Origin of the sequence: Paenibacillus xylanilyticus (assembly GCF_009664365.1) — a bacterium.
GTDB lineage: Bacteria > Bacillota > Bacilli > Paenibacillales > Paenibacillaceae > Paenibacillus > Paenibacillus xylanilyticus_A.
In genome coordinates this window covers 5,419,793-5,439,152 of sequence record NZ_CP044310.1, presented here as the reverse complement: position 1 = coordinate 5,439,152, position 19,360 = coordinate 5,419,793, and the positions used below count along the sequence as shown (strand labels likewise).

General features: G+C 46.8%; 20 protein-coding genes. 11 read left to right on the top strand and 9 right to left on the bottom strand.

Features of this window, described 5'->3' with window-relative positions; genetic code table 11:
* Positions 1-332: 332 nt before the first annotated feature.
* Positions 333-1,202, bottom strand: coding sequence for an AraC family transcriptional regulator (locus F4V51_RS24195; RefSeq protein ID WP_236146843.1), 870 nt, complete (start codon positions 1,200-1,202; stop codon positions 333-335).
* 119 nt (positions 1,203-1,321) lie between these two features.
* Between F4V51_RS24195 and F4V51_RS24190 the strand changes: the two genes are divergently transcribed.
* Positions 1,322-2,482 (top strand): Gfo/Idh/MocA family protein, encoded by a 1,161-nt coding sequence (locus F4V51_RS24190; protein WP_153979917.1) that lies wholly within the window; start codon positions 1,322-1,324, stop codon positions 2,480-2,482.
* 338 nt (positions 2,483-2,820) lie between these two features.
* Here F4V51_RS24190 and F4V51_RS24185 read toward each other — a convergent pair whose 3' ends face one another.
* Positions 2,821-3,141 (bottom strand): winged helix-turn-helix transcriptional regulator, encoded by a 321-nt coding sequence (locus tag F4V51_RS24185; RefSeq protein WP_095292196.1) that lies wholly within the window; start codon positions 3,139-3,141, stop codon positions 2,821-2,823.
* A gap of 416 nt (positions 3,142-3,557) precedes the next feature.
* Between F4V51_RS24185 and zwf the strand changes: the two genes are divergently transcribed.
* The 4 genes from zwf (at position 3,558) to yunB (ending at position 8,101) form a co-directional block, all read left to right on the top strand.
* Complete coding sequence (gene zwf, locus F4V51_RS24180) at positions 3,558-5,012, top strand: glucose-6-phosphate dehydrogenase (RefSeq protein WP_153979916.1); 1,455 nt, start codon at positions 3,558-3,560, stop codon at positions 5,010-5,012.
* A gap of 330 nt (positions 5,013-5,342) precedes the next feature.
* On the top strand, positions 5,343-6,236 hold the full coding sequence (gnd, locus tag F4V51_RS24175; RefSeq protein WP_153979915.1) for a phosphogluconate dehydrogenase (NAD(+)-dependent, decarboxylating): 894 nt from the start codon (positions 5,343-5,345) through the stop codon (positions 6,234-6,236).
* 86 nt (positions 6,237-6,322) lie between these two features.
* Complete coding sequence (gene fsa, locus F4V51_RS24170) at positions 6,323-6,967, top strand: fructose-6-phosphate aldolase (protein WP_095361223.1); 645 nt, start codon at positions 6,323-6,325, stop codon at positions 6,965-6,967.
* Positions 6,968-7,225: 258 nt separating this feature from the next.
* Complete coding sequence (gene yunB / locus F4V51_RS24165) at positions 7,226-8,101, top strand: sporulation protein YunB (RefSeq protein ID WP_201281170.1); 876 nt, start codon at positions 7,226-7,228, stop codon at positions 8,099-8,101.
* A gap of 76 nt (positions 8,102-8,177) precedes the next feature.
* On the opposite strand, the gene F4V51_RS24160 is transcribed toward yunB, so the two are convergent.
* A complete protein-coding gene (locus F4V51_RS24160; protein WP_416226543.1) occupies positions 8,178-9,236 on the bottom strand; it encodes a M23 family metallopeptidase in 1,059 nt (352 codons plus the stop codon).
* A gap of 222 nt (positions 9,237-9,458) precedes the next feature.
* On the opposite strand from F4V51_RS24160, the gene lipA reads away from it, so the two are divergent.
* Both lipA and F4V51_RS24150 read left to right on the top strand, forming a co-directional pair.
* Positions 9,459-10,358, top strand: a complete 900-nt coding sequence (gene lipA / locus F4V51_RS24155; RefSeq protein ID WP_110756964.1) for a lipoyl synthase — start codon at positions 9,459-9,461, stop codon at positions 10,356-10,358.
* Positions 10,359-10,372: 14 nt separating this feature from the next.
* Entirely contained in the window at positions 10,373-10,768 is a 396-nt protein-coding gene (locus F4V51_RS24150) for a YutD family protein (protein ID WP_236146638.1), read from the top strand.
* An 81-nt stretch (positions 10,769-10,849) separates the two neighbouring features.
* Here the strand turns inward: F4V51_RS24150 and F4V51_RS24145 are convergent, their stop codons facing one another.
* Both F4V51_RS24145 and ylbJ read right to left on the bottom strand, forming a co-directional pair.
* A complete protein-coding gene (locus tag F4V51_RS24145) occupies positions 10,850-11,653 on the bottom strand; it encodes an NAD kinase (protein WP_095292189.1) in 804 nt (267 codons plus the stop codon).
* A 105-nt stretch (positions 11,654-11,758) separates the two neighbouring features.
* The gene (ylbJ, locus tag F4V51_RS24140; protein ID WP_153979914.1) at positions 11,759-13,012 is read right to left on the bottom strand and encodes a sporulation integral membrane protein YlbJ; all 1,254 of its coding nucleotides are present in this window, start codon (positions 13,010-13,012) and stop codon (positions 11,759-11,761) included.
* 562 nt (positions 13,013-13,574) lie between these two features.
* On the opposite strand from ylbJ, the gene F4V51_RS24135 reads away from it, so the two are divergent.
* Positions 13,575-13,952, top strand: a complete 378-nt coding sequence (locus F4V51_RS24135; RefSeq protein WP_153979913.1) for a globin domain-containing protein — start codon at positions 13,575-13,577, stop codon at positions 13,950-13,952.
* Between the two features lie 38 nt (positions 13,953-13,990).
* Positions 13,991-14,722, top strand: a complete 732-nt coding sequence (locus tag F4V51_RS24130) for a DUF2225 domain-containing protein (RefSeq protein ID WP_153979912.1) — start codon at positions 13,991-13,993, stop codon at positions 14,720-14,722.
* Between the two features lie 11 nt (positions 14,723-14,733).
* On the opposite strand, the gene F4V51_RS24125 is transcribed toward F4V51_RS24130, so the two are convergent.
* Together F4V51_RS24125 and F4V51_RS24120 are read right to left on the bottom strand one after the other, a co-directional pair.
* The gene (locus tag F4V51_RS24125; protein WP_095292183.1) at positions 14,734-14,967 is read right to left on the bottom strand and encodes a hypothetical protein; all 234 of its coding nucleotides are present in this window, start codon (positions 14,965-14,967) and stop codon (positions 14,734-14,736) included.
* Positions 14,964-15,134, bottom strand: a complete 171-nt coding sequence (locus F4V51_RS24120; protein WP_095361228.1) for a YycC family protein — start codon at positions 15,132-15,134, stop codon at positions 14,964-14,966. The genes F4V51_RS24125 and F4V51_RS24120 overlap by 4 nt, the downstream gene beginning before the upstream one ends.
* A 131-nt stretch (positions 15,135-15,265) precedes the next feature.
* Between F4V51_RS24120 and F4V51_RS24115 the strand changes: the two genes are divergently transcribed.
* Together F4V51_RS24115 and F4V51_RS24110 are read left to right on the top strand one after the other, a co-directional pair.
* Entirely contained in the window at positions 15,266-17,065 is a 1,800-nt protein-coding gene (locus F4V51_RS24115) for a M3 family oligoendopeptidase (protein WP_153979911.1), read from the top strand.
* 318 nt (positions 17,066-17,383) lie between these two features.
* The gene (locus F4V51_RS24110; RefSeq protein WP_095361230.1) at positions 17,384-17,797 is read left to right on the top strand and encodes an O-methyltransferase; all 414 of its coding nucleotides are present in this window, start codon (positions 17,384-17,386) and stop codon (positions 17,795-17,797) included.
* Positions 17,798-17,876: 79 nt separating this feature from the next.
* On the opposite strand, the gene F4V51_RS24105 is transcribed toward F4V51_RS24110, so the two are convergent.
* Complete coding sequence (locus tag F4V51_RS24105) at positions 17,877-18,110, bottom strand: alpha/beta-type small acid-soluble spore protein (protein WP_127538893.1); 234 nt, start codon at positions 18,108-18,110, stop codon at positions 17,877-17,879.
* A 198-nt stretch (positions 18,111-18,308) separates the two neighbouring features.
* A complete protein-coding gene (locus tag F4V51_RS24100) occupies positions 18,309-19,286 on the bottom strand; it encodes an aldose 1-epimerase (protein ID WP_153979910.1) in 978 nt (325 codons plus the stop codon).
* Positions 19,287-19,360: the final 74 nt, after the last annotated feature.

The following is a 19,360-nucleotide window of genomic DNA, read 5'->3' as shown; positions in this document are numbered from 1 at the left end:
AGTAAGTACGATATAGACAAGGATTCAAAAAAAACAAATTAAGCTTATTCCTACTTATGTGAGAGATAGGGGTGAGCTTTTTTTCTTTTGGGATAGAAAGATTATCGACCGATCAAAATAATGAATTGGATTAGAGAGAAACTCTATAGCTATCTGGAGAAACTGGGACATGAGATCAGGGAATCCAGTGGTAGAGAATAGTGGGAAGAATCTGAACGCTGCGTGTAACCTTATTCTGACATTCTAGTATGATTTGGATAAAAAATAATGTTGAAAATGAGTGAGTAAAGGCGGAGGACATGTTCCTTCGCTTTTTTTGGGTGCTTCTGAATTTATGCCCTCCCTTGCACGTTCAGCCGATATTGATGCGGAGTTGTACCGGTAACGGAACGGAATACTTTGCAGAAGTAGGAAGGCGTGGACATGCCTACACGATGACCAATTTCTGGAACGCTGTATGAATTACGGGCAAGTAATACGCAAGCATGACGAATACGGGTAGCTTGAGTATAGGCGATAATGGTCGTTCCCGTGGCCTTTTTGAATACATGAGACAGATGATAAAGAGACATGTGCAGTTCTGCAGCGAGATCTTTGAGTTGAAAGGGTTCATGGTAATGTTCCTCAATCCACTTCATGATGGCTTCAGCGTGAGGATGAAGGAGACTGTTGAAGGTTGGACGCACGGATTGGGAGAGGGCATGTTTGTCTTCTTCCCATATGTATTGAATCTGTACGAGCAGGTTCAGTAAAAAGAGCCGGGCAGACTCCTCTTCTTTTTCTCCATGAAGTCCGTTGGAATGAATCTGCGCGAACTGTTCTATGAATTGCACCAGCATGGAAGAAGAAGGAAGAGTGAAAGGGGCAATAGGTGAAGCTTGTCCCAGAAACTCCTGTACAAAATGATGAGTAGCCGTAAAATGCCGCCAGGTTTCCTTCAGCACATCCAGATCATACATAAGTACACTACGGACAAAAGGATGCTCATCCGTAACCTGAATCTGTACCTGATGCAGCTGAAAAGGACGGAAAATCATCAGTGTGCCCGGTTTAAGCGGAAAAGCTTGGCCTTCCGTAATTAACTGGCCATACCCATCATGAATGTAGGTCACTTCCATTTGGGCATGGCCATGAAATATTTCACGAAAAGTCGTGTTGGATGTACGTCGGCAAGCCAGATCGAATTGCTCCTTGTCTAACATGGACAATGCCTATTCCTCCCTCAACATGAGCACAAGATCCTTTTATTTTAACACAAGATACACGCATAAAAGCGCTTAATAATTGTGTATTGTGAAGGGAACAAGGGAGGTATGTTCAGATGTTAAAGGTAGCGATTATTGGAGCTGGAGCAATTAGTGGAGCACATATCTCAGCCTATTTGGCCTTTCCCGATCGATGTCAGATTGTAGCTGTGGTTGATATGTACCCTGAGAAAGCACAGAAACGAATTAATGAACATGGACTGGAGAATGCACAGGCAGTAGCGGATTATAAAGAATTGCTGAGCCAGAATATTGATGTGGTCTCTGTCTGTACTCCGCCGTATACACATGCTCCCATTGCATGTGACTTTTTACTTGCCGGTGCTAACGTGCTGGTGGAAAAACCGATGGCTTCCTCTCTGGAAGAAGCAGACCAGATGCTGAAAGCAGCCGAACAGAGCGGCAAACTTCTGTCGGTCGTAGCACAGAATCGGTTCACTACACCAATGATGAAGCTTAAGGGCGTGCTGGACAGTAAGCTGATGGGCCCGATTGTACATGTTCAGGTAGATTCATTCTGGTGGCGGGGTCATAACTATTATGATCTGTGGTGGCGCGGTACTTGGGAAAAAGAGGGCGGTGGCTGTACGCTTAATCATGCCGTACATCATATTGATGCCATGCTCTGGATGATGGGTCCACCCGTGGAGCTGCAGGCCATGATGGCTAATACGTCGCATGATAATGCGGAAGTGGAAGATGTGTCGATGGCCATGCTTCGGTTCCGTGAAGGGGCACTCGGCATGATCACGAGTTCCGTTGTACATCACGGAGAGGAGCAGCAGTTAATTTTTCAGGGAAAAGAAGCCCGGGTATCTGCACCGTGGAAAGTGGTTGCCTCAACGGCACGTAGTAATGGATTTCCAGAGCCAAATCCGGAGCTGGAACAGCAGATACAGCAGAAGGCTGACGCATTGCCGGATGTCCTTCACGTCGGTCACGCCGGTCAGGTCGAGAATGTGCTAAACGCCATCGAGATCGGATCACCGCTTTTGGTGGATGGACGGAGTGGGCGGAATACACTTGAACTGATTGTAGGCATATATAAGTCCGCGAGTACGGGGGAGAAAGTTACCTTTCCTCTGGAATCAGGCGATGCGTTCTACACACGCGAAGGTATAATGCAGCATGCGGTGCACTTTTATGAAAAGAAGACGGCAGTGGAGAACTTCGAGGATCTGAGCATTACGCTGGGGACCCAGTTGGAGTCAAAATGATTAAAGGAATGTATAACAAAAAGATGCCAATGTCTCAAGATAAAAATGAGGCGGCATCTTTTTTGCTAGACCACAATCTCACGCATATATGTTATCAAATTTATCATATAAATGGACGATAATTGGACTAACTACACTCCCTTGGACAATCCTATCCTACATATTGGAACAACCGAGATGACATGTAATGTAACTTTTACTGCAAGATTTACTGTGCTTTTGTAGGGATTTAACCCAAAATAATCCGGTTACCTGCCACTCTCCTCACGAAAAAGGGAAACGTATTTGCAATCGTAAGGGAACGTTATTGAGGGGTTGAACCAATTAGTGTAATAGTATTACAGCCATTTGTCCGCCCATCGCTCCACGGCACTTAATGCCCTTCCCAGCTCCGTCCCTTTGCGGGACAACATATATTCTGTCCGAACTGGTCGCTCTGTAACCACATGGCGCACGACCAGACCTTCTTCCTCCAGTTCTTTCATTCGTTCATTCAGTACGCGTTTGCTCAAGTCAGGGATATAAGCGTGAATTTCACTGAATCGTTTGGGCTCTTCCATCAACGCATGAATAATGAGGGCAACCCACTTCCGGCCAATGATCTGATAAGACTGTTCCACCTTTTCGCATATTTGCTTGGCATTCTCATCATCGCTCATAATTGTACTCCTTTGAATTAGTTATGCTTATTATAGCACTAGTATACTTATTGTAACCTGGATGTCTACAAGCGTTATGTATAAAATATCACATACCAATTGTTTATAATCTTACCACATAAAGCGTTAACAATAAACAAAAACCCTGTAAACACTGGTGTTCACACGTTAGACATGATTGTTGACGAATTGTGACGACAGGTGTAATATGGGTAACGTTAATTCAAATGGTTACAATTTATAACCTTGGTTTAAGGTTGTGGAGAGAAGGAATGTTCCATGGTTAAATTCGGGTATGGTATATAAACGGAGGCAAGGCGGGTCACGCACCCACTTATTCCGTCTTTTGTCATGCTTGGATTTGAACATTTTGCACCATCATATACTATACTGCACAGATCACAGGAGGCACTCCAATGGACGCAATGACATTTGTCCTGTTCGGGGCAACAGGCGATTTAGCCAAACGCAAGATTTACCCTGCATTATATAACTTGTACATTGATCAAAAAATGCCGAAATCCTTCTCCGTTATCGGTCTTGGACGGCGTGAATTGTCGGATGCTGACTTCCAGGCGAATGTCGAAAAGTCACTGCATGAATTCTCACGGCAAACGCCTGAAGAAGAATCCCAGGTACGTGATTTCATTGGGGCTTTCCGTTATTGTTCACTGAACAATACGAAGCTTGAAGATTACACGAAATTGCTGAAAATCGTCGAGCAGCGTGAACAGGAACTGAGCATTCCGGAAAATCGCATGTTCTACATGTCGGTTGCACCAGAATTCTTTGAGCCAATCGCACTGAATATTCAGGAAAGCGGCTTAGGTAACACCAAAGGCTGGAAGAAGCTGATTATTGAAAAACCATTCGGACACGATCTGCAATCTGCACGTGAACTGAATGAGAAACTCAGCAATACCTTTGCTGAGGAAGAAATTTATCGCATTGACCATTTCCTTGGCAAACCGATGGTGCAAAATATTGAAACCCTGACGTATGCCAACCCGGTTATTCAGGCATTGTGGTCCAACCGTTACATTGCCAATGTACAAATCACGGCTAGTGAAACTGTTGGTGTTGAAGAACGTGCTGCGTATTACGACCAAAGTGGTGCCGTTCGCGACATGTTCCAGAATCATATGCTGCAATTGCTGATGATGATTGCTCTGCATCTGCCAAAACGCTGCACACCGCAAGAAATTCAGTTTAAAAAGCAAAAAATTGCTGAAGCTCTTCGACCACTGACCAAAGAAAACATCGCTTCTGAAGTGGTACGTGCTCAATACGGCCCAGGCGAGCTGCAAGGGAAATCCGTTGTCGGCTATCTGGACGAGCCTGGTATCCCGGCTGGTTCCCAGAACGATACGTATGTTGCGGCGAGATTGTGGATCGATGATCCATTCTGGAGCGAGGTTCCATTCTACATTCGTACAGGTAAACGCTTGGCTGAGAAATCCACACGCATCGTAGTTGAGTTTAAGGCGCCGCTCAAAACAGGTCATGAATCCGAAATTACGACCGAGCCTAACCTGCTGACGATTGAAATTGGTCCTGGGGAAAGCATCTCACTTCAATTGAATGCGAAGAACCCATTGAACCATGGTGAAGTGGAGCCAATTAACATGACATTTGCTTCAGGCAAACGCAATATTCCGGAAGCTTACGAAAACCTGATTTTTGACGCTATGCGTGGAGATTCAACCTTCTTTGCTCACTGGAACGAAGTGGAGCTGGCATGGCAGTGGGTACAACCAATTCTGGAAGCCTTCCAAGATGGCAGTGTACCGCTGGATACGTACAGCGCAGGATCGCAAGGACCTGATTCCGCAGATCGTTTGATTGCAGAAGATGGCTACCGTTGGTGGTAAACATATTTAAGGCTAACTGATTATACCGTTCCAATTTTGCATAAGTCCTTCCGGCAAATGGCCGGAAGGCCGTAAAAATTTTTGATATAGATGTTGCTGAACATGGTTTTGTTTAAGCGGTGTAGTGCAGGGGACGGAATCGATTCTGCAGAAGCGAAGCGTTCGCCTTTGTATCCAAATTTCAACTATATATAGTGGAATTAAGAAATTTGGATACAACAGCGATCGGAAGAACGATCCGTAACCGGAACGGTTACCGCGGAATGCAAGCATGTTGGATACAGTATGGAAAAAATGCATTAATAATTGTTCATAACAGGAGGATTTATCATGAAACTTGGACTTATTGGATTGGGCAAAATGGGATTGAACCTGGGCAGAAACCTGATTGACCACAAGCATGAAGTGGTTGCTTTTGACTTGAACGCTGAAGCGGTTAACGAAATGAAAGAATACGGAGCAAAAGGCGTTTCTTCTTATAAAGAAATGGTTGAGTCTCTGGAATCTCCACGTGTACTGTGGATCATGGTTCCTCACAATGTGGTTGATGCTGTACTGGCTGAAGTAAGCCCGCTGCTCTCCAAAGGCGATATCATTATTGAAGCAGGTAACTCCCACTACAAAGAGTCGATCCGTCGTTACGAGGAATTGAAACCATCCGGTATCCACTACATGGATGCAGGTACTTCCGGTGGTATGGAAGGCGCACGTAACGGTGCTTGTTACATGATCGGTGGAGACCCTGAAGCTTGGGCAATCGTTGAGCCGGCATTCAAAGACACTGCAGTAGAGAACGGTTATCTGTATGCAGGTAAAGCGGGTAGCGGTCACTTCCTCAAAATGGTGCACAACGGTATTGAGTACGGTATGATGGCATCCATCGGTGAAGGTTTTGACGTACTTGAGAAAAGTGACTTCGACTTCGACTTCGAAAAAGTGGCTCGCGTATGGAACAACGGTTCCGTTATTCGTTCTTGGCTGATGGAGCTGACTGAGCGTGCATTCTCCAAAGATGCAAATCTCGATGAAATCAAAGGTGTAATGCACTCTTCCGGTGAAGGACGCTGGACTGTGGAAACAGCATTTGACCTGCAAACTGCTACACCAGTTATCGCTTTGTCCTTGCTGATGCGTTATCGTTCCCTGGAGACAGATACATTCACAGGTAAAGTGGTAGCAGCGCTGCGTAACGAATTTGGCGGCCACGCTGTAGAAAAAAATTAAGTTAATATATAACTGTTAACATATAGGGTTGTTCGGGTAATGAATATCATCGTGTTTATAAATTCATCAAGTGGAGGGAACATATCATGAAATTTTTCTTGGATACAGGGAATGTTGAGGAAATCAAACGGATTGAACGTCTTGGTCTGGTGGATGGAGTCACGACGAACCCGTCTTTGATTGCCAAAGAAGGCCGAGTATTTAAAGAAGTGATTCAGGAGATCTGTGGCGTTGTCAAAGGCCCAGTCAGTGCTGAAGTCATCGGTCTGAAAGCCGAAGATATGTTGAAGGAAGCTTATGAAATTGCTGAATGGGCACCGAATGTAGTCATTAAACTACCGATGACCGAAGATGGGCTGTATGCTTGTCATGAGCTTACGCAAAAAGGAATTAAAACCAATGTAACGCTGATCTTCTCAGCAGCGCAAGGCCTGATGGCGGCGAAAGCCGGAGCGACTTACATCAGCCCGTTCGTTGGCCGTCTGGATGATATTGCGGTGGATGGCATGAAGCTGATTCGTGACCTGCGTCTTATCCTGGATACGTACGATATGCCGTCCGAGATCATTGCAGCAAGCATCCGCAATATCAAACATGTTGAAGATGCTGCCCTTTCCGGTGCACACATTGCGACGATTCCTGGATCGCTCCTGCCGACCTTGTGGAAACATCCACTGACAGACAGTGGCATTGAGCGCTTCCTGAAGGACTGGGAAACTGTTCCTAAATAATGTTGCGAAAGATCTATACATTGTTATAAAGCATATGGCATAAATGGATCAAAGCCTTCACCTTGCAGAGTAATCTGCAGGTGAGGGCTTTTTTTATTATGAAGAAAAAAGAAAAGCTGGCCACTCTGAGCGAACCGCCCATTTAATAAACGGATGTTGTCGCTGTCAGAGGGGTGCTGTCCTTCTTTTTCGGGACAACGGTGCATAAGGATAACATATAACCCTAGAGCTCATCCCGCAGGGAGAGGGGGACAACCGATGATGAGAAAAAGATGGCGGAGCCGAAGACGACGGAAGCCGCCAAGCGGCAAACGCAAGATGTGGCTGATTATTTTACTGGTAGCGGTATTTTGCCTGATGCAGGGCTTTGCGTATGTCGATAAAAAAATGAAGCCTCCAATTATGCATTTGGCCAAAATACGGGTAAAGCAGATTGCTACGGAAGCGATCAACAAGGCCATAACGGCCCAGGTGGCGGAAGGTAAATCGACCGAAGGGCTGATTGACTGGAAAACCGATACTGCCGGTAAAGTGTCCGGTTTCATGTTGAACTATGATGAGCACATGCGCATTACGGCAAGTACGATGAACATTGTGCAGTCCACGTTACAGAACGTGCATATGTTAAAAGAGAAAATCCCCCTTGGTCAGGCTCTGGGTAGCCCGGTCCTGGCATCCTTTGGCCCGAATATTCCCGTTCGTATCGAACCACAGGGGGCTGTGAAGGTTGATCTGAACACCAGGCAGCAGAATGCCGGAATCAATATGATCCTGGTAGAAGTGTACATTCATATCATTGCCGAAGTAGCCGTGGTGGTTCCCTTTGATATGGAGCCAGAGACGGTAGATACCGAAATACCGATATCCTACCTGCTTGTGGTCGGGGATGTGCCCATGTATTACTACGATAATCAGGGTAAGCCGGTAGGCAGTAACGGCAGCAGTGCACCATCCATTGCATTACCATCAGGCCAGGCTGGCGTATCCGGTGGTGCTGGCGTGACACCGAATCCTTCCGGTCAGAACCAGCAGCAGACACCAGGCGGTCAGATGCAGGGAGATGAGCTGGAGCTTGAGCCTGATCTTACAGGAGAAAATGGTGGACTACCGCTCGATACAGACGTGAATCATTGAATGGATTTGAATTGAAACGAACTAAAGACGTTCAATCAACAAAAAACGGGATCCTCTCTCAAGAGGTCCCGTTTTTTTATTTGTTTTTCGCCTTGGCCTTCTTCTGCTCGCGTTCTTCCCGTTCCCAATGCTTCAAGAGCGGATAAGGGTCAAACGACCATTCCGTCAGTCCGGTATCCCGGTAGATTCCGTAATGCAAATGGGGAGGGAATTTGCCCTGGGTACCTGGTTTACCATAACCGGAGCTGCCTACCCAGCCCACAACTTGACCAGGGGTAACGACCTCACCTATGTGGGCATTCTTATCAAAACCGGATAGATGAGCGTAATAGTGATAGTGATTGTTCAAATCACGGATACCAATCCGCCAGCCGCCAAAGGGATTCCAACCCTTAATCTCCACGACGCCGTAACAGGTGCTGCGCACGGGAAGTCCGTGGGGAGCGAAAATATCTGTTCCTTCATGGATACGATAACCCCCCCAGCTGCGTTTGGTCCCCCATGTGCTGCGATAGGAATAATTGGTGCCGAGCGGAACAGGAAACGCATGGGTAAACAAATCAATGCTGTCAAAATGCTCATATAATTTCGCAAACTGCTGAATGCGCTGCACGGCCCGGGTATTGTGATAATACTCCCACAGGGCAATGCTGAAGTCCTCCTGACGGGCCCCGAATCTCTGGATGACGTTCGCCATACTGTACAGCACATCCAAGTCGTTGTTGGCATCCGCCAGGCCATCTCCCGATCCATCACGGCCGTATCCATTAAAAAAAACGATGGAGCCGGGCTGTTGGTCCGTCTCATCCGGGTTAAGCCAGCCTCTCCAGGCCGGAGATGTCATAAAAATCCCGGTCAGCCGCTCCGGGTGCTTGCGGTCTTTGGGATGAGCACGCGTCAGAGTTCGTTCGTATTGGTCGATAGCTGCGAGTCGGAACCAGGGAATGCCGGTTATTTGTTCAATGCTCTCATATAAACTTCGGCGAGCTTTTAAAATCTCCGCTGGTTTCATATCGGCAGGTTCCGTTTTGGATGGCGCAGCCGAGGATTCACCATGAACATCAACAGGCAAGAATGGGAGAAGCAATGTGCCTGCAAGTAGGGTTTTCATCCAAAAAGAGTGAGTGAAGCGCATTTTGATGCGTTTTTGCACAGGGAAGCAGCCCCCTTTCCATTGAGATGATGCACAAGCGTGCCCGGTGAACCAAGCTATAACCTAGCGTTCTTCAAAAGCCCTTATTTTATCCGTGTAAGGGTGGATTGCACAAGATGTGACAAATGGGGGTTTTTCCAACGCTTTCATGGTATAATATGTTCCGAGCAACAGCCTAACTTCATTAGAAAGAGGGTTTACGCATTGGCTAAACGTGTTAAGGAACCGAAACCGGACTGGATTCGGATTAAATTGACAACCGGCGATAACTATCAGGAAATGAAAACGATGATGCGTTCGAAAACGCTGCATACAGTATGTGAGGAAGCAAGATGCCCAAATATTTACGAATGCTGGGCCAATCGAACAGCTACTTTTATGATTTTGGGCGACATTTGCACACGGGCATGCCGCTTTTGCGCTGTGAATACCGGCTTGCCGACGGAACTTGATTTGCAGGAGCCAGAACGGGTCGCAGAAGCTGCGGAGCAAATGAACCTGCAGCACTGTGTTATTACCAGCGTCGCTCGTGATGACTTGAAGGATGGCGGAGCGACCATTTTTGCCGAGACGGTAAAGGCCGTTCGGCGCCGCTTGCCTTTATGTAGTGTAGAAGTATTGATTCCGGACTTCCTGGGTGATCGGGATTCCCTGAAAATTGTTATGGATGCCAAACCTGACATTCTCAATCACAACATTGAGACAGTAGAGCGGCTATCGGACAAGGTCAGAGCCAAGGCCAAATACAAGCGTTCACTTGAATTGCTTGCTCGTGCCAAAGAAATGCAGCCCAACATTCCGACCAAATCCAGCATCATGCTGGGTGTAGGTGAGGAATATCAGGAAATTTTGCAAACCATGGATGATCTGCGTGCTGTGGATTGTGATATCATGACAATTGGTCAGTACCTGCAGCCATCCGAGAAACATCTGTTTGTTGAGAAATATTATCCGCCAGAAGAGTTCGCAGCATTGAAGCAGGAAGGATTGAAACGTGGATTCAGCCACGTTGAATCCGGACCGATGGTACGCAGTTCCTATCATGCACATGAACAGGTTAAATCTGCTGCAAAACATGCGGAACAGGCGGCAACACACGCATAATGGAGGACACTGGATTGGAAGAAGAAAAAAACACTGAGAAGGTTCAGGACACGGTCCAGGATCAGCCTCAGGATAAACCGGAAGAGAAAGTACAGGAAAAGATCATCGTTCAGGTGAACGGTAAAAATTATGAAATTGTGCAGAACCATAAAGAGGGCTGGAACCCGGAAGTTTTCCGCGACCGGTACAGTGAAGTTCTGGAGCGTTACGATTACATTATCGGGGACTGGGGCTACAGTCAGCTGCGGCTCAAAGGCTTTTATCGTGATAATCATCCCAAAGCCACGAAAGATTCCACCATCTCAAGCATGGTGGATTATATCAATGAATATTGTAACTTTGGCTGTGCTTACTTTGTTCTTCAGAAGAGCAAAGAACAGCCCCAAGCCAAAGCAAAAAGCGGCTCCTGAGAAGGGCCGCTTTTTTTGTGCATGTTTTTATAGCCGGGAGTATTCTTTGGTGAACACCAATCTGCTTGTTTTTGAACCAGGCTAGTCCAAAAAGGCCGTGCGAACCCGGTTCCAAAACGGATAGGGGCGATAACGGGCAAAGCTTACCTTGTGACTTGCAACCTGACAACGTACGGAGATCAGATCCTCCACCATGACATTGACATGATCGATGGTCAGCAGCAGCCTTTGGTCCTTACGTGAGAAGATGTCACAGTGATGGTGCTTGGGCAAAATAACCGGTGAACCCAGCGTCCGATAGACACGGTTATTGATTGAAGCAATTTCAGCAATCTGAATTGCCTCAATGGTCGGATGCACCATGGCACCACCCAGGGCCTTATTATATGCTGTACTGCCTGAAGGCGTGGATACGCAGATCCCGTCACCCCGGAACATCTCGAAGGTCACGTCATTAATGTCGACTTGGGCTACGACCGTACCATCCACACCTTTTAACGTAAATTCATTCAAGGCAATATAGGAGGTGTTACCCGATTTTTTACGAATCTCAAGCTCCAGCAGCGGGTATTCTACAATTCGGGGTTTGAGTCGTTCAGGATCCCCTTTTCCGCTCATCAATCGTACCAATTCCTGTAATTCGTCCTTCTTCCAGTCGGCATAAAAACCGAGATGGCCTGTATGAACCCCAACAAAAGCAATGTCCGGGATCCGGTCGATGAAATTGTGAAATGCCTGCAGCATTGTACCATCGCCTCCGATGGAGATAACAATCTCCGGCGATTCTGCATCCAGCTTGAACCCTTCTTCTTTTGCCAGCGCATGAAACTGCTGACTCAGATCAATCGATAACTGGTCTCCGCGGTCTTGAACATAGTATCTCAAGATGAAAGCTCCTTTGTGGTCATTATATTACCGATGATAATCAATTCCAGAGCAGAACACAACGTTGGATTGATATTCATTCGAAATATAGGTGCGCATTAGGGCTTATTTTTGGAACCGTCCCGGGAAAAGCAGGGCACGAAGCAGAGAAAAGAACAGCAGCAAAATCAGCACGCCGCCAAGGATCATGAATCCGAACCATATAATTTGTCCCGCATCTGGTGAGTATATAGCTGTAGCTACAGGTGAAGAGCTGGTCTCACTTATGGCGGGCCATGCGGACTGCCCCATTAAAGGCACCCAAAGTAATAAAACAAGTACAGGTGCGATTAGAGCATGTATGGCTCTCGCAAACAGAAACGGCCCATATCGCATCGGTGTGTTGCTGAGTATGCTCATGATCTGGGCATGTACCGACAATCCTCCCCAGGACAACACAAATGCAGCAGCTGCTGCCTTATAAACAAGAGGGACGGCTGTACCTGCTCCTCCAGCTTCCTTGGCTCCAAGAGTCACTTCAAACAAACCACCTACAAGACCCTGTGATAAGGCAGGCGGCAGGTTCATGAAGGTCAGCAGCCGCTCTGTCATTTGATATAGCACGCCAAGTGATCCGGTCTGTACAAGTAACTCCATCATGACAGAGAAGAATACAACAAGCCCACCTACGATAATAATAAGGCGAAGGGATGAGGAGACAGCCTGGCGCAATAGTTCTCCAAATGCACGCCCATCTGCCATTCGTGCCTCATGCATGGCATGGATAGCCTGTATGAATCTGCCTCCCTTTGGCTTCATGGTTGAGCTTGAAGGCGTAGGGGATGGAGAAGATGAGCTAGCTGCCCTTCCATGGAATCGCATGAGCAGACCAACAATGAACGCAGCGGCATAGTGAGAAGCGACCAGAACCGGAGCAACGGCTACATTGTGAAAAAAACCAACGGATACCGCACCGATCATGAAGATGGGATCGGATGAAGTAGTGAACGCCACGAGCCGCTCACCCTCTTCCCGCGTGACCAGCTTTTGATCCCATAATTGAGCGGTTAATTTCGCTCCTGTCGGATAGCCGGAAGCGCAGCTGACCGCAAATACAAAACCTCCGCTTCCTGGAACACGAAACAGGGGGCGCATGAGTGGATTTAACAGGGTCCCGAGAAAATGGACGATGCCGAAACCGAGCAGCAGCTCAGAAAGAACTAGAAAGGGAAAAAGCGAGGGGAATAACACATCCCACCAGATGGAGAGCCCTCTCACACTTGCATGCCAGGTCTCTGCAGGGAACAGGACCATTAGAAAACAGAGAACGAGGAGAGCGAGTGTAATCAGAACATGGGTAAGTTTGTATGAAGCTGCCATGCATACCTCTCCTTTATATAATAATGGTTGTTATGTCTGCTGCAGTGAGTGTCGCTTGTGCCATCAATATATGAACCAAGGCGGACAAACAGTACAAATTAATATCCGGAAAGCGCTTGCAAAAATGGCTGTATTTTTAAACGATGTATGCTAAAATGATAAAAACGCCTGAACGTCACCTATTTGTCCAATAGGGTGAAATTCAAATCGGATGGAGTGATGATTATGAGTCTTGTCACCGGAATCCTGGTCTGTGCTTTTGTCTATGTGATACGTGCCTCGCTTGTACGCTCTGAAGAAGAGGACTGGCGAAGTTATTAATGGAATATATGGTGCGCCAATCTCGCGATTGGTGCTTTTTTTGTGTCTTCCGAAGTGAAGAGGCTCTAGAGGAAAAGGATCAAAGACATCTTGACTTGCTGATGTTAGATAGGACTTTTGGGATTTTTTTGATAGAATGAAGATTAAGGTGATGGCAACCTGATCTCGATTTTGTTTTCACATTTAAGCATTGATGTGTAAGATATGCCAAAATTCGACACGACTAGTGAGGGTTAAATGAATGAATCCCAATCTGAGTATTTATGAAAATCTGGGCGGAGAACAGGGTGTTCGGGCATTAGTTGAAGCCTTTTACCCTATAGTCCAGCAAAACGAACAACTGGCTCCTCTATTTCCGGAAGATATACAGCCGGTTATGGACAAGCAATACATGTTTTTGTCGCAGTTTTTCGGTGGACCTGCGTTGTTCTCTGAAGCGTATGGCCATCCGATGATGCGTGCCCGCCATATGCATTTTGAGGTGACCGTTGAACGGGCACACGCCTGGCTGGCATGCATGGACCAAGCGTTGACACAGATCGGTGTGGAAGAGCCGCTGCATTCTTTTATTCTGCAGCGTTTGTCGGGGCCGGCACATCATTTTGTGAACACGCCGTAACTCCGAATACAGGTAAAACGGGAGAGGGATGGAAACGAGTGGAATTAGAGCCTCTATATAAGGTGAAGGTCACATGTCATTATTGTGAAACCGAGTTTGAAACCTCCAGAGTCAGACCGAGCTTGAAGCGGCCCTATCGGACAGATTCCGATTTTTGTGCCTACTATAAGCTGGAGAATCCGGATTTCTATGTTGTGCGGATCTGCCCCGAATGCGGGTTTGCATCGACAGAGAACTCGACAGATAAACTGACGGACAAGCAGCGGCTTGCATTCAAGGAACAGATCGGTAATCGTTGGGAAAAACGGGATTACAGCGGTGCACGGACGCTGGACCAGGCACTGGCCACATACAAGCTCGGTCTATTCTGTGCTCAGGTGATCCAGGAGAAGGATCGCATTGTAGCAGGACTGCTGCACCATATCGCCTGGTTGTATCGTTACCGGGAAGATCATGAGCAGGAACGGCGCTTTCTGGAGTTTAGTCTGGAAGCTTATGTTAGAGTGTTCGAGCGGGAAGGTGCGGGCAGTAATGAAGCGAGGCTGCTGTACCTGCTGGGTGAGCTGAATCGCAGAGCAGGCCACTTCCACGAGGCCGTCAAATGGTTCGGGCGTGTCATTCACGATAAACGGATCACGGATGCGGCCATGATTCGGGCATCCAGAGAGCAGTGGGCCCTGCTGAGGAAACAGATGATATCGGGCAAGATGGAACTGCCTGAAGAAATGATTGAAGCAGACAAAGAGGCTGCTAAGCGCAGCCCCATCTAATTAAACTTTGATTATTTGCGGACAGGTTTACTGGAGAGCAGATAATCACTGTCGTTATCAATAACGGTCATGCTTCCATTGCAACAAGGAAAGACCAGCAATTTCTTTTTGCCTTCACGAATGCGTACAAGCTCTCTCGGTTTGAGGGGCAGCAGCACATTGCTTGCTTGGCAGAACGGACATTGCTGTACATAGATGTCCCCCATGACAATATCATAGGGCCAGCTGTTTTCAAAAGGGATCATTCCTGCTCGCCTTCCGAAGGGGCTGGTTTCGATGCTTCTTCTTTGGCCAATTCGGCAATCTTCTGCAACAGGATGTGCTGGGGCATGTGCATCAGGTGCTCAAGCGGTACGCCAAGGGATTCTGCTAATTTGACGGCTGTGTCAGCCGATATTTGTAAAGGTTTCATCACATTTACCTCCTGAAAAAGTGGCTTAAACTATTTCTCTAGTATAGAGATAGAGCACTCATAAAACCAGTTTTTAATTGAAGTATTTTAGTTTAAATCCTTGAATTCCAAAAAGAGAGGTGCCTTATTAAATGAAAACACCATTAAAACCTGTATGGGATCTGGAGTCCATTTTTAGTGGAGGTTCTTCCTCCGAATCGTTCGCTGCGTACCTGGTAGAGCTGGAACAGGATGTACGCAAACTTCAAACCCTGTTGATTGAAACCGCTGCACCAAAGACACTTGAAGAAACTCATGCATTCGACGCCATTCTGGAATTGCTGCAGAGCTGTTACATTCGTATTTCGGAAGGCTCTGCATTTGTATCTTGCCTTTCATCGCAAAATCAGCAGGATAAAAAGGCTACGCAGCTGCAAGGCTCTGTTAGTACGCTCGGGGCCATGCTGAACAGCAGCAAGTCCCGTTTTGACAACCTCCTTAGTCAGACAGCAGATGACGTATGGGAGAAGTGGATTGCTCGCGAAGATATCAAGCCTCTGGCATTTGTACTGAATGAGAGCCGGACACAGGCTCGTGAGAAGCTGTCTCCTGAACTTGAAGGATTTGCGCTGGATCTGGGCGTGGATGGTTATCATGGTTGGGGCAAGTTCTATAATACGATCGTAAGTAAAGTGAACATTCCGTTTGAACAAAACGGTGAAACGATCATGCTCTCCGCCGGACAGGCTGCCAACAAGCTGAGTGATAGTAATCGCAATGTGCGTGAAACGGTATTTGCGAGCTGGGAGAAGGCTTGGACGGATGTGGAGGACTTCTGTGCCGATACATTAAACCATCTAGCCGGATTCCGTCTGAAGTTATATGAGAACCGCGGCTGGGACGATATTCTCAAAGAACCATTAGCCATCAACCGGATGTCTCGCCAAACGCTCGATACGATGTGGGACGTTATCAACGGAGCCAAACCGGCACTCGTGAAGTATCTGGAACGTAAGGCGCAGCTGCTGGGTGTGGATAAACTCAGCTGGAGCGATATTGATGCACCTGTAGGCAAGTCGGGTGGCAAAGTGACTTATGATGAGGCGGCAATCAATATCGCTGAACAATTCGCCAAATTCAGCCCTAAGCTCTCGAAATTTGCTGAGATGGCATTTGAGAATCGCTGGATTGAAGCGGAAGATCGCCCAGGCAAACGTCCAGGCGGATTCTGTACTTCTTTGCCGCTAAGCAAGGCTACCCGCATATTCATGACGTTCTCCGGAACGCCTTCCAACGTTTCTACACTTGCGCATGAACTAGGTCATGGCTACCATCAGCATATTATGGAAGAGCTGCCTGCACTGAATCAACGTTATGCCATGAATGTGGCAGAGACTGCATCCACTTTTGCCGAACTAATTGTTGCTGATGCACTTGTACAGTCTGCAACGGATGAACAGGAGAAGCTTGCTCTGCTGGAAGATAAGATTCAGCGCAGCGTTGCCTTCTTCATGAATATTCATGCCCGTTTCCTGTTTGAGAATCGCTTCTATGAACAGCGCAAAAAAGGCTTGGTTAACGCAGATGAGTTATCCAAGTTGATGGTGGAGGCTCAGCAGGAAGCCTTCTGTGGTGTTCTTGCATCGAATCATCCTCACTTCTGGGCATCGAAGCTGCATTTCTATCTGACAGGTGTACCGTTCTACAATTTCCCTTACACCTTTGGCTATATGTTCAGTGCGGGCATCTACGCCAGAGCACAGCAGGAAGGTACGGCCTTTGCAGACAAATATGATGATTTGCTGCGGGATACCGGGCGAATGACGGTGGAAGAACTTGCACAGAAACATCTGGGTACAGATCTGACACAGCCTGACTTCTGGCAAAATGCTGCGAATCTGGTGATTGCCGATATTGAGCAATTTCTTGAAATGACGGCAACCGCGAAGTGACAAATACAGGGAGTAGTACCCAGGCATTTTGAATGAAATGCTTCGTATACTCGTTTGTGAGAAAGAGAGCTGCACCACATGTTAACCAGCATGTAGTGCAGCTCTCTTTGCTTATTCTAGTCGTAGACCTGGTTTATATAATTTGTCGGATTATCAAGAATTTACTCGTTTTAAAGCATTGGATTGGCAATTAATTGTGCAAATTATAGTAATAAATACCCAAGTTTGTTTCATTTTGTTGAATGAGTATATTTGTTGTCATATAATGAGTCGTAAGTCCTTGTTTTAAAGGATGAAGTGCATAAAGGAGGAGCAATAATGGTAAATATTGACCAGCTTTCATTAGCAAGACAGTTGGATTTGGTGTTTAAAGAACTTGATAAGGAACTGTCAGGGTTAGACTCAGGTGTAGTTTTTGTGCAAATACGCAATAATGTAATTGGAAAGTTCGGTATTCGACATAATCCGATTTCTGGACGGAATGGACAAATGGAAACAGAGGATCAGGGGTTAACTGGAAGTCAGCGCTCCTCATTCCGCGCTATGGCACTTGAGACTTTAAAGTTTAAGCAGAACTGGACACATGGAGAAATTTCGTATGACTTCACCGTAAGACAAGGCGTGATTTTGGTGGACGCCACGATGGAATCCAATTACAACATGGCTAACCTTATGATTCGCTACCCTAGAACAAATACATACAAGGATTCAGGAATGGAGTCGACATCTTAATTGTGCAGACATGCACAAAAGCGGCGCTTCCGGAGAAGGCCGCTTTTTGGCTTTAAATCATCCAAGCATTAGTCCGAACTTAAGAACGACCAGACAATTGTTGCTCAGCGATTTGTACCAGACGTTTAGTAATGTATCCACCCAGAGAACCTGTCTCACGGGAAGTGTAGTTACCGTAGTAACCGTCTTGTGGAATTGTTACACCCAGCTCTTGCGCAGCTTCCACTTTTAATTGTTGCAACGCTGCGTTTGCTTGAGGAACAACCAGATTGTTGGAACGGCTTCCGCTACCTCTGTTTTGACCTCCGTACATGTGTGTCACCTCCTTATGGCTTGGTGATGTTAGTATGGTTAGAGAATGAGGAAATATACGTGATATGGCGTAAGGGAATAATTGGGATTTAATTGCAAAGAAACACATGAAAAAAGCCGATCCAGACAGGATCGGCCTCTTTGTTCATAAGGTAAATATTATAGGTGTGTTGTACTCCCCATACGAGATTGAAAGGAACTACTCCTTAGTAGGAGCAATAACTTCAATCCGGGTGAGAAGTTCAACGGGTTGTTCAGGTTCAAGACGAATTAACCCGGTTTGTTCATCCGTCAGAGGCAGGTTCGGGGCATCGGAGAGCCAGGTGTAGGGCTCAATGCACAGAAACTGATCGGATTCACCCTTGGTAAAGAGCACCCAGTGTTTAAAATACTGTTCATCTGCTGAGTAGTTCAGCATATATCCATCCTGACGACGGAGCTGGGCAGTCGCTGCCTGACCTTCCGTAGCTTTGAGAATTGTATCCCAGTTGCGTCCCTGCATACTTACACCTTGATTTAAGGCGTTCCAATCTCCAAGAGGCTCAAGCTCACCCGTAGGCAGCTGTTCCTCGTTCTGAGCATATACGCCAGAGACAGGTAGTTGAAGTGTCCAATCGGCAGGCTTGCCGTCTAGCAGGAACCATGTATGATATCCCATTCCAAACGGAGCGGGAGTCGAACCCAGGTTGGTCACACGAAGACGCTGGCTCAGTACGGAGTTTTGCAACCTAAACGTCATTTCGAGCTTCAGAGGCACCGGAAATTGTTCCATCCAATGCTCTTCATTTGCAGTCAGCAATTCGGTTGTAATGGCACAGCCTTCTTCATCTTCTTCAATGTCGCTGACACACCAGGATTGGGTACGATGGAGACCGTGAATATGGTTGTCATTTGCCGTATTCTGATCGAACTGGTACTGAACCCCTTCGTATTCGAAGCGCCCACGATGTATGCGTCCTGGCGGAACCAATAGAGGTACACCGAAGTGATAAGGTTTCTGCAAATAAAATGCTAAATCATCTTCTTCTGGACTGCGGACGACATCACGATCCTGCACCAGATCACGAATCGAGATGATATTGTTTCCTAGACGCGGCAGCAGGGTGATCTCCAATTCACGGCTATGTAGGATATACGTGTCGTAACCATTCCATTGGCCTTTGGTCACTTGTTTCATATCGATGCTCCTTTTCCCACTTGAAATCTGTCTGCAAGCGGCTTAGAATGCTCCGCTGCAGGCGTGTCATTGAG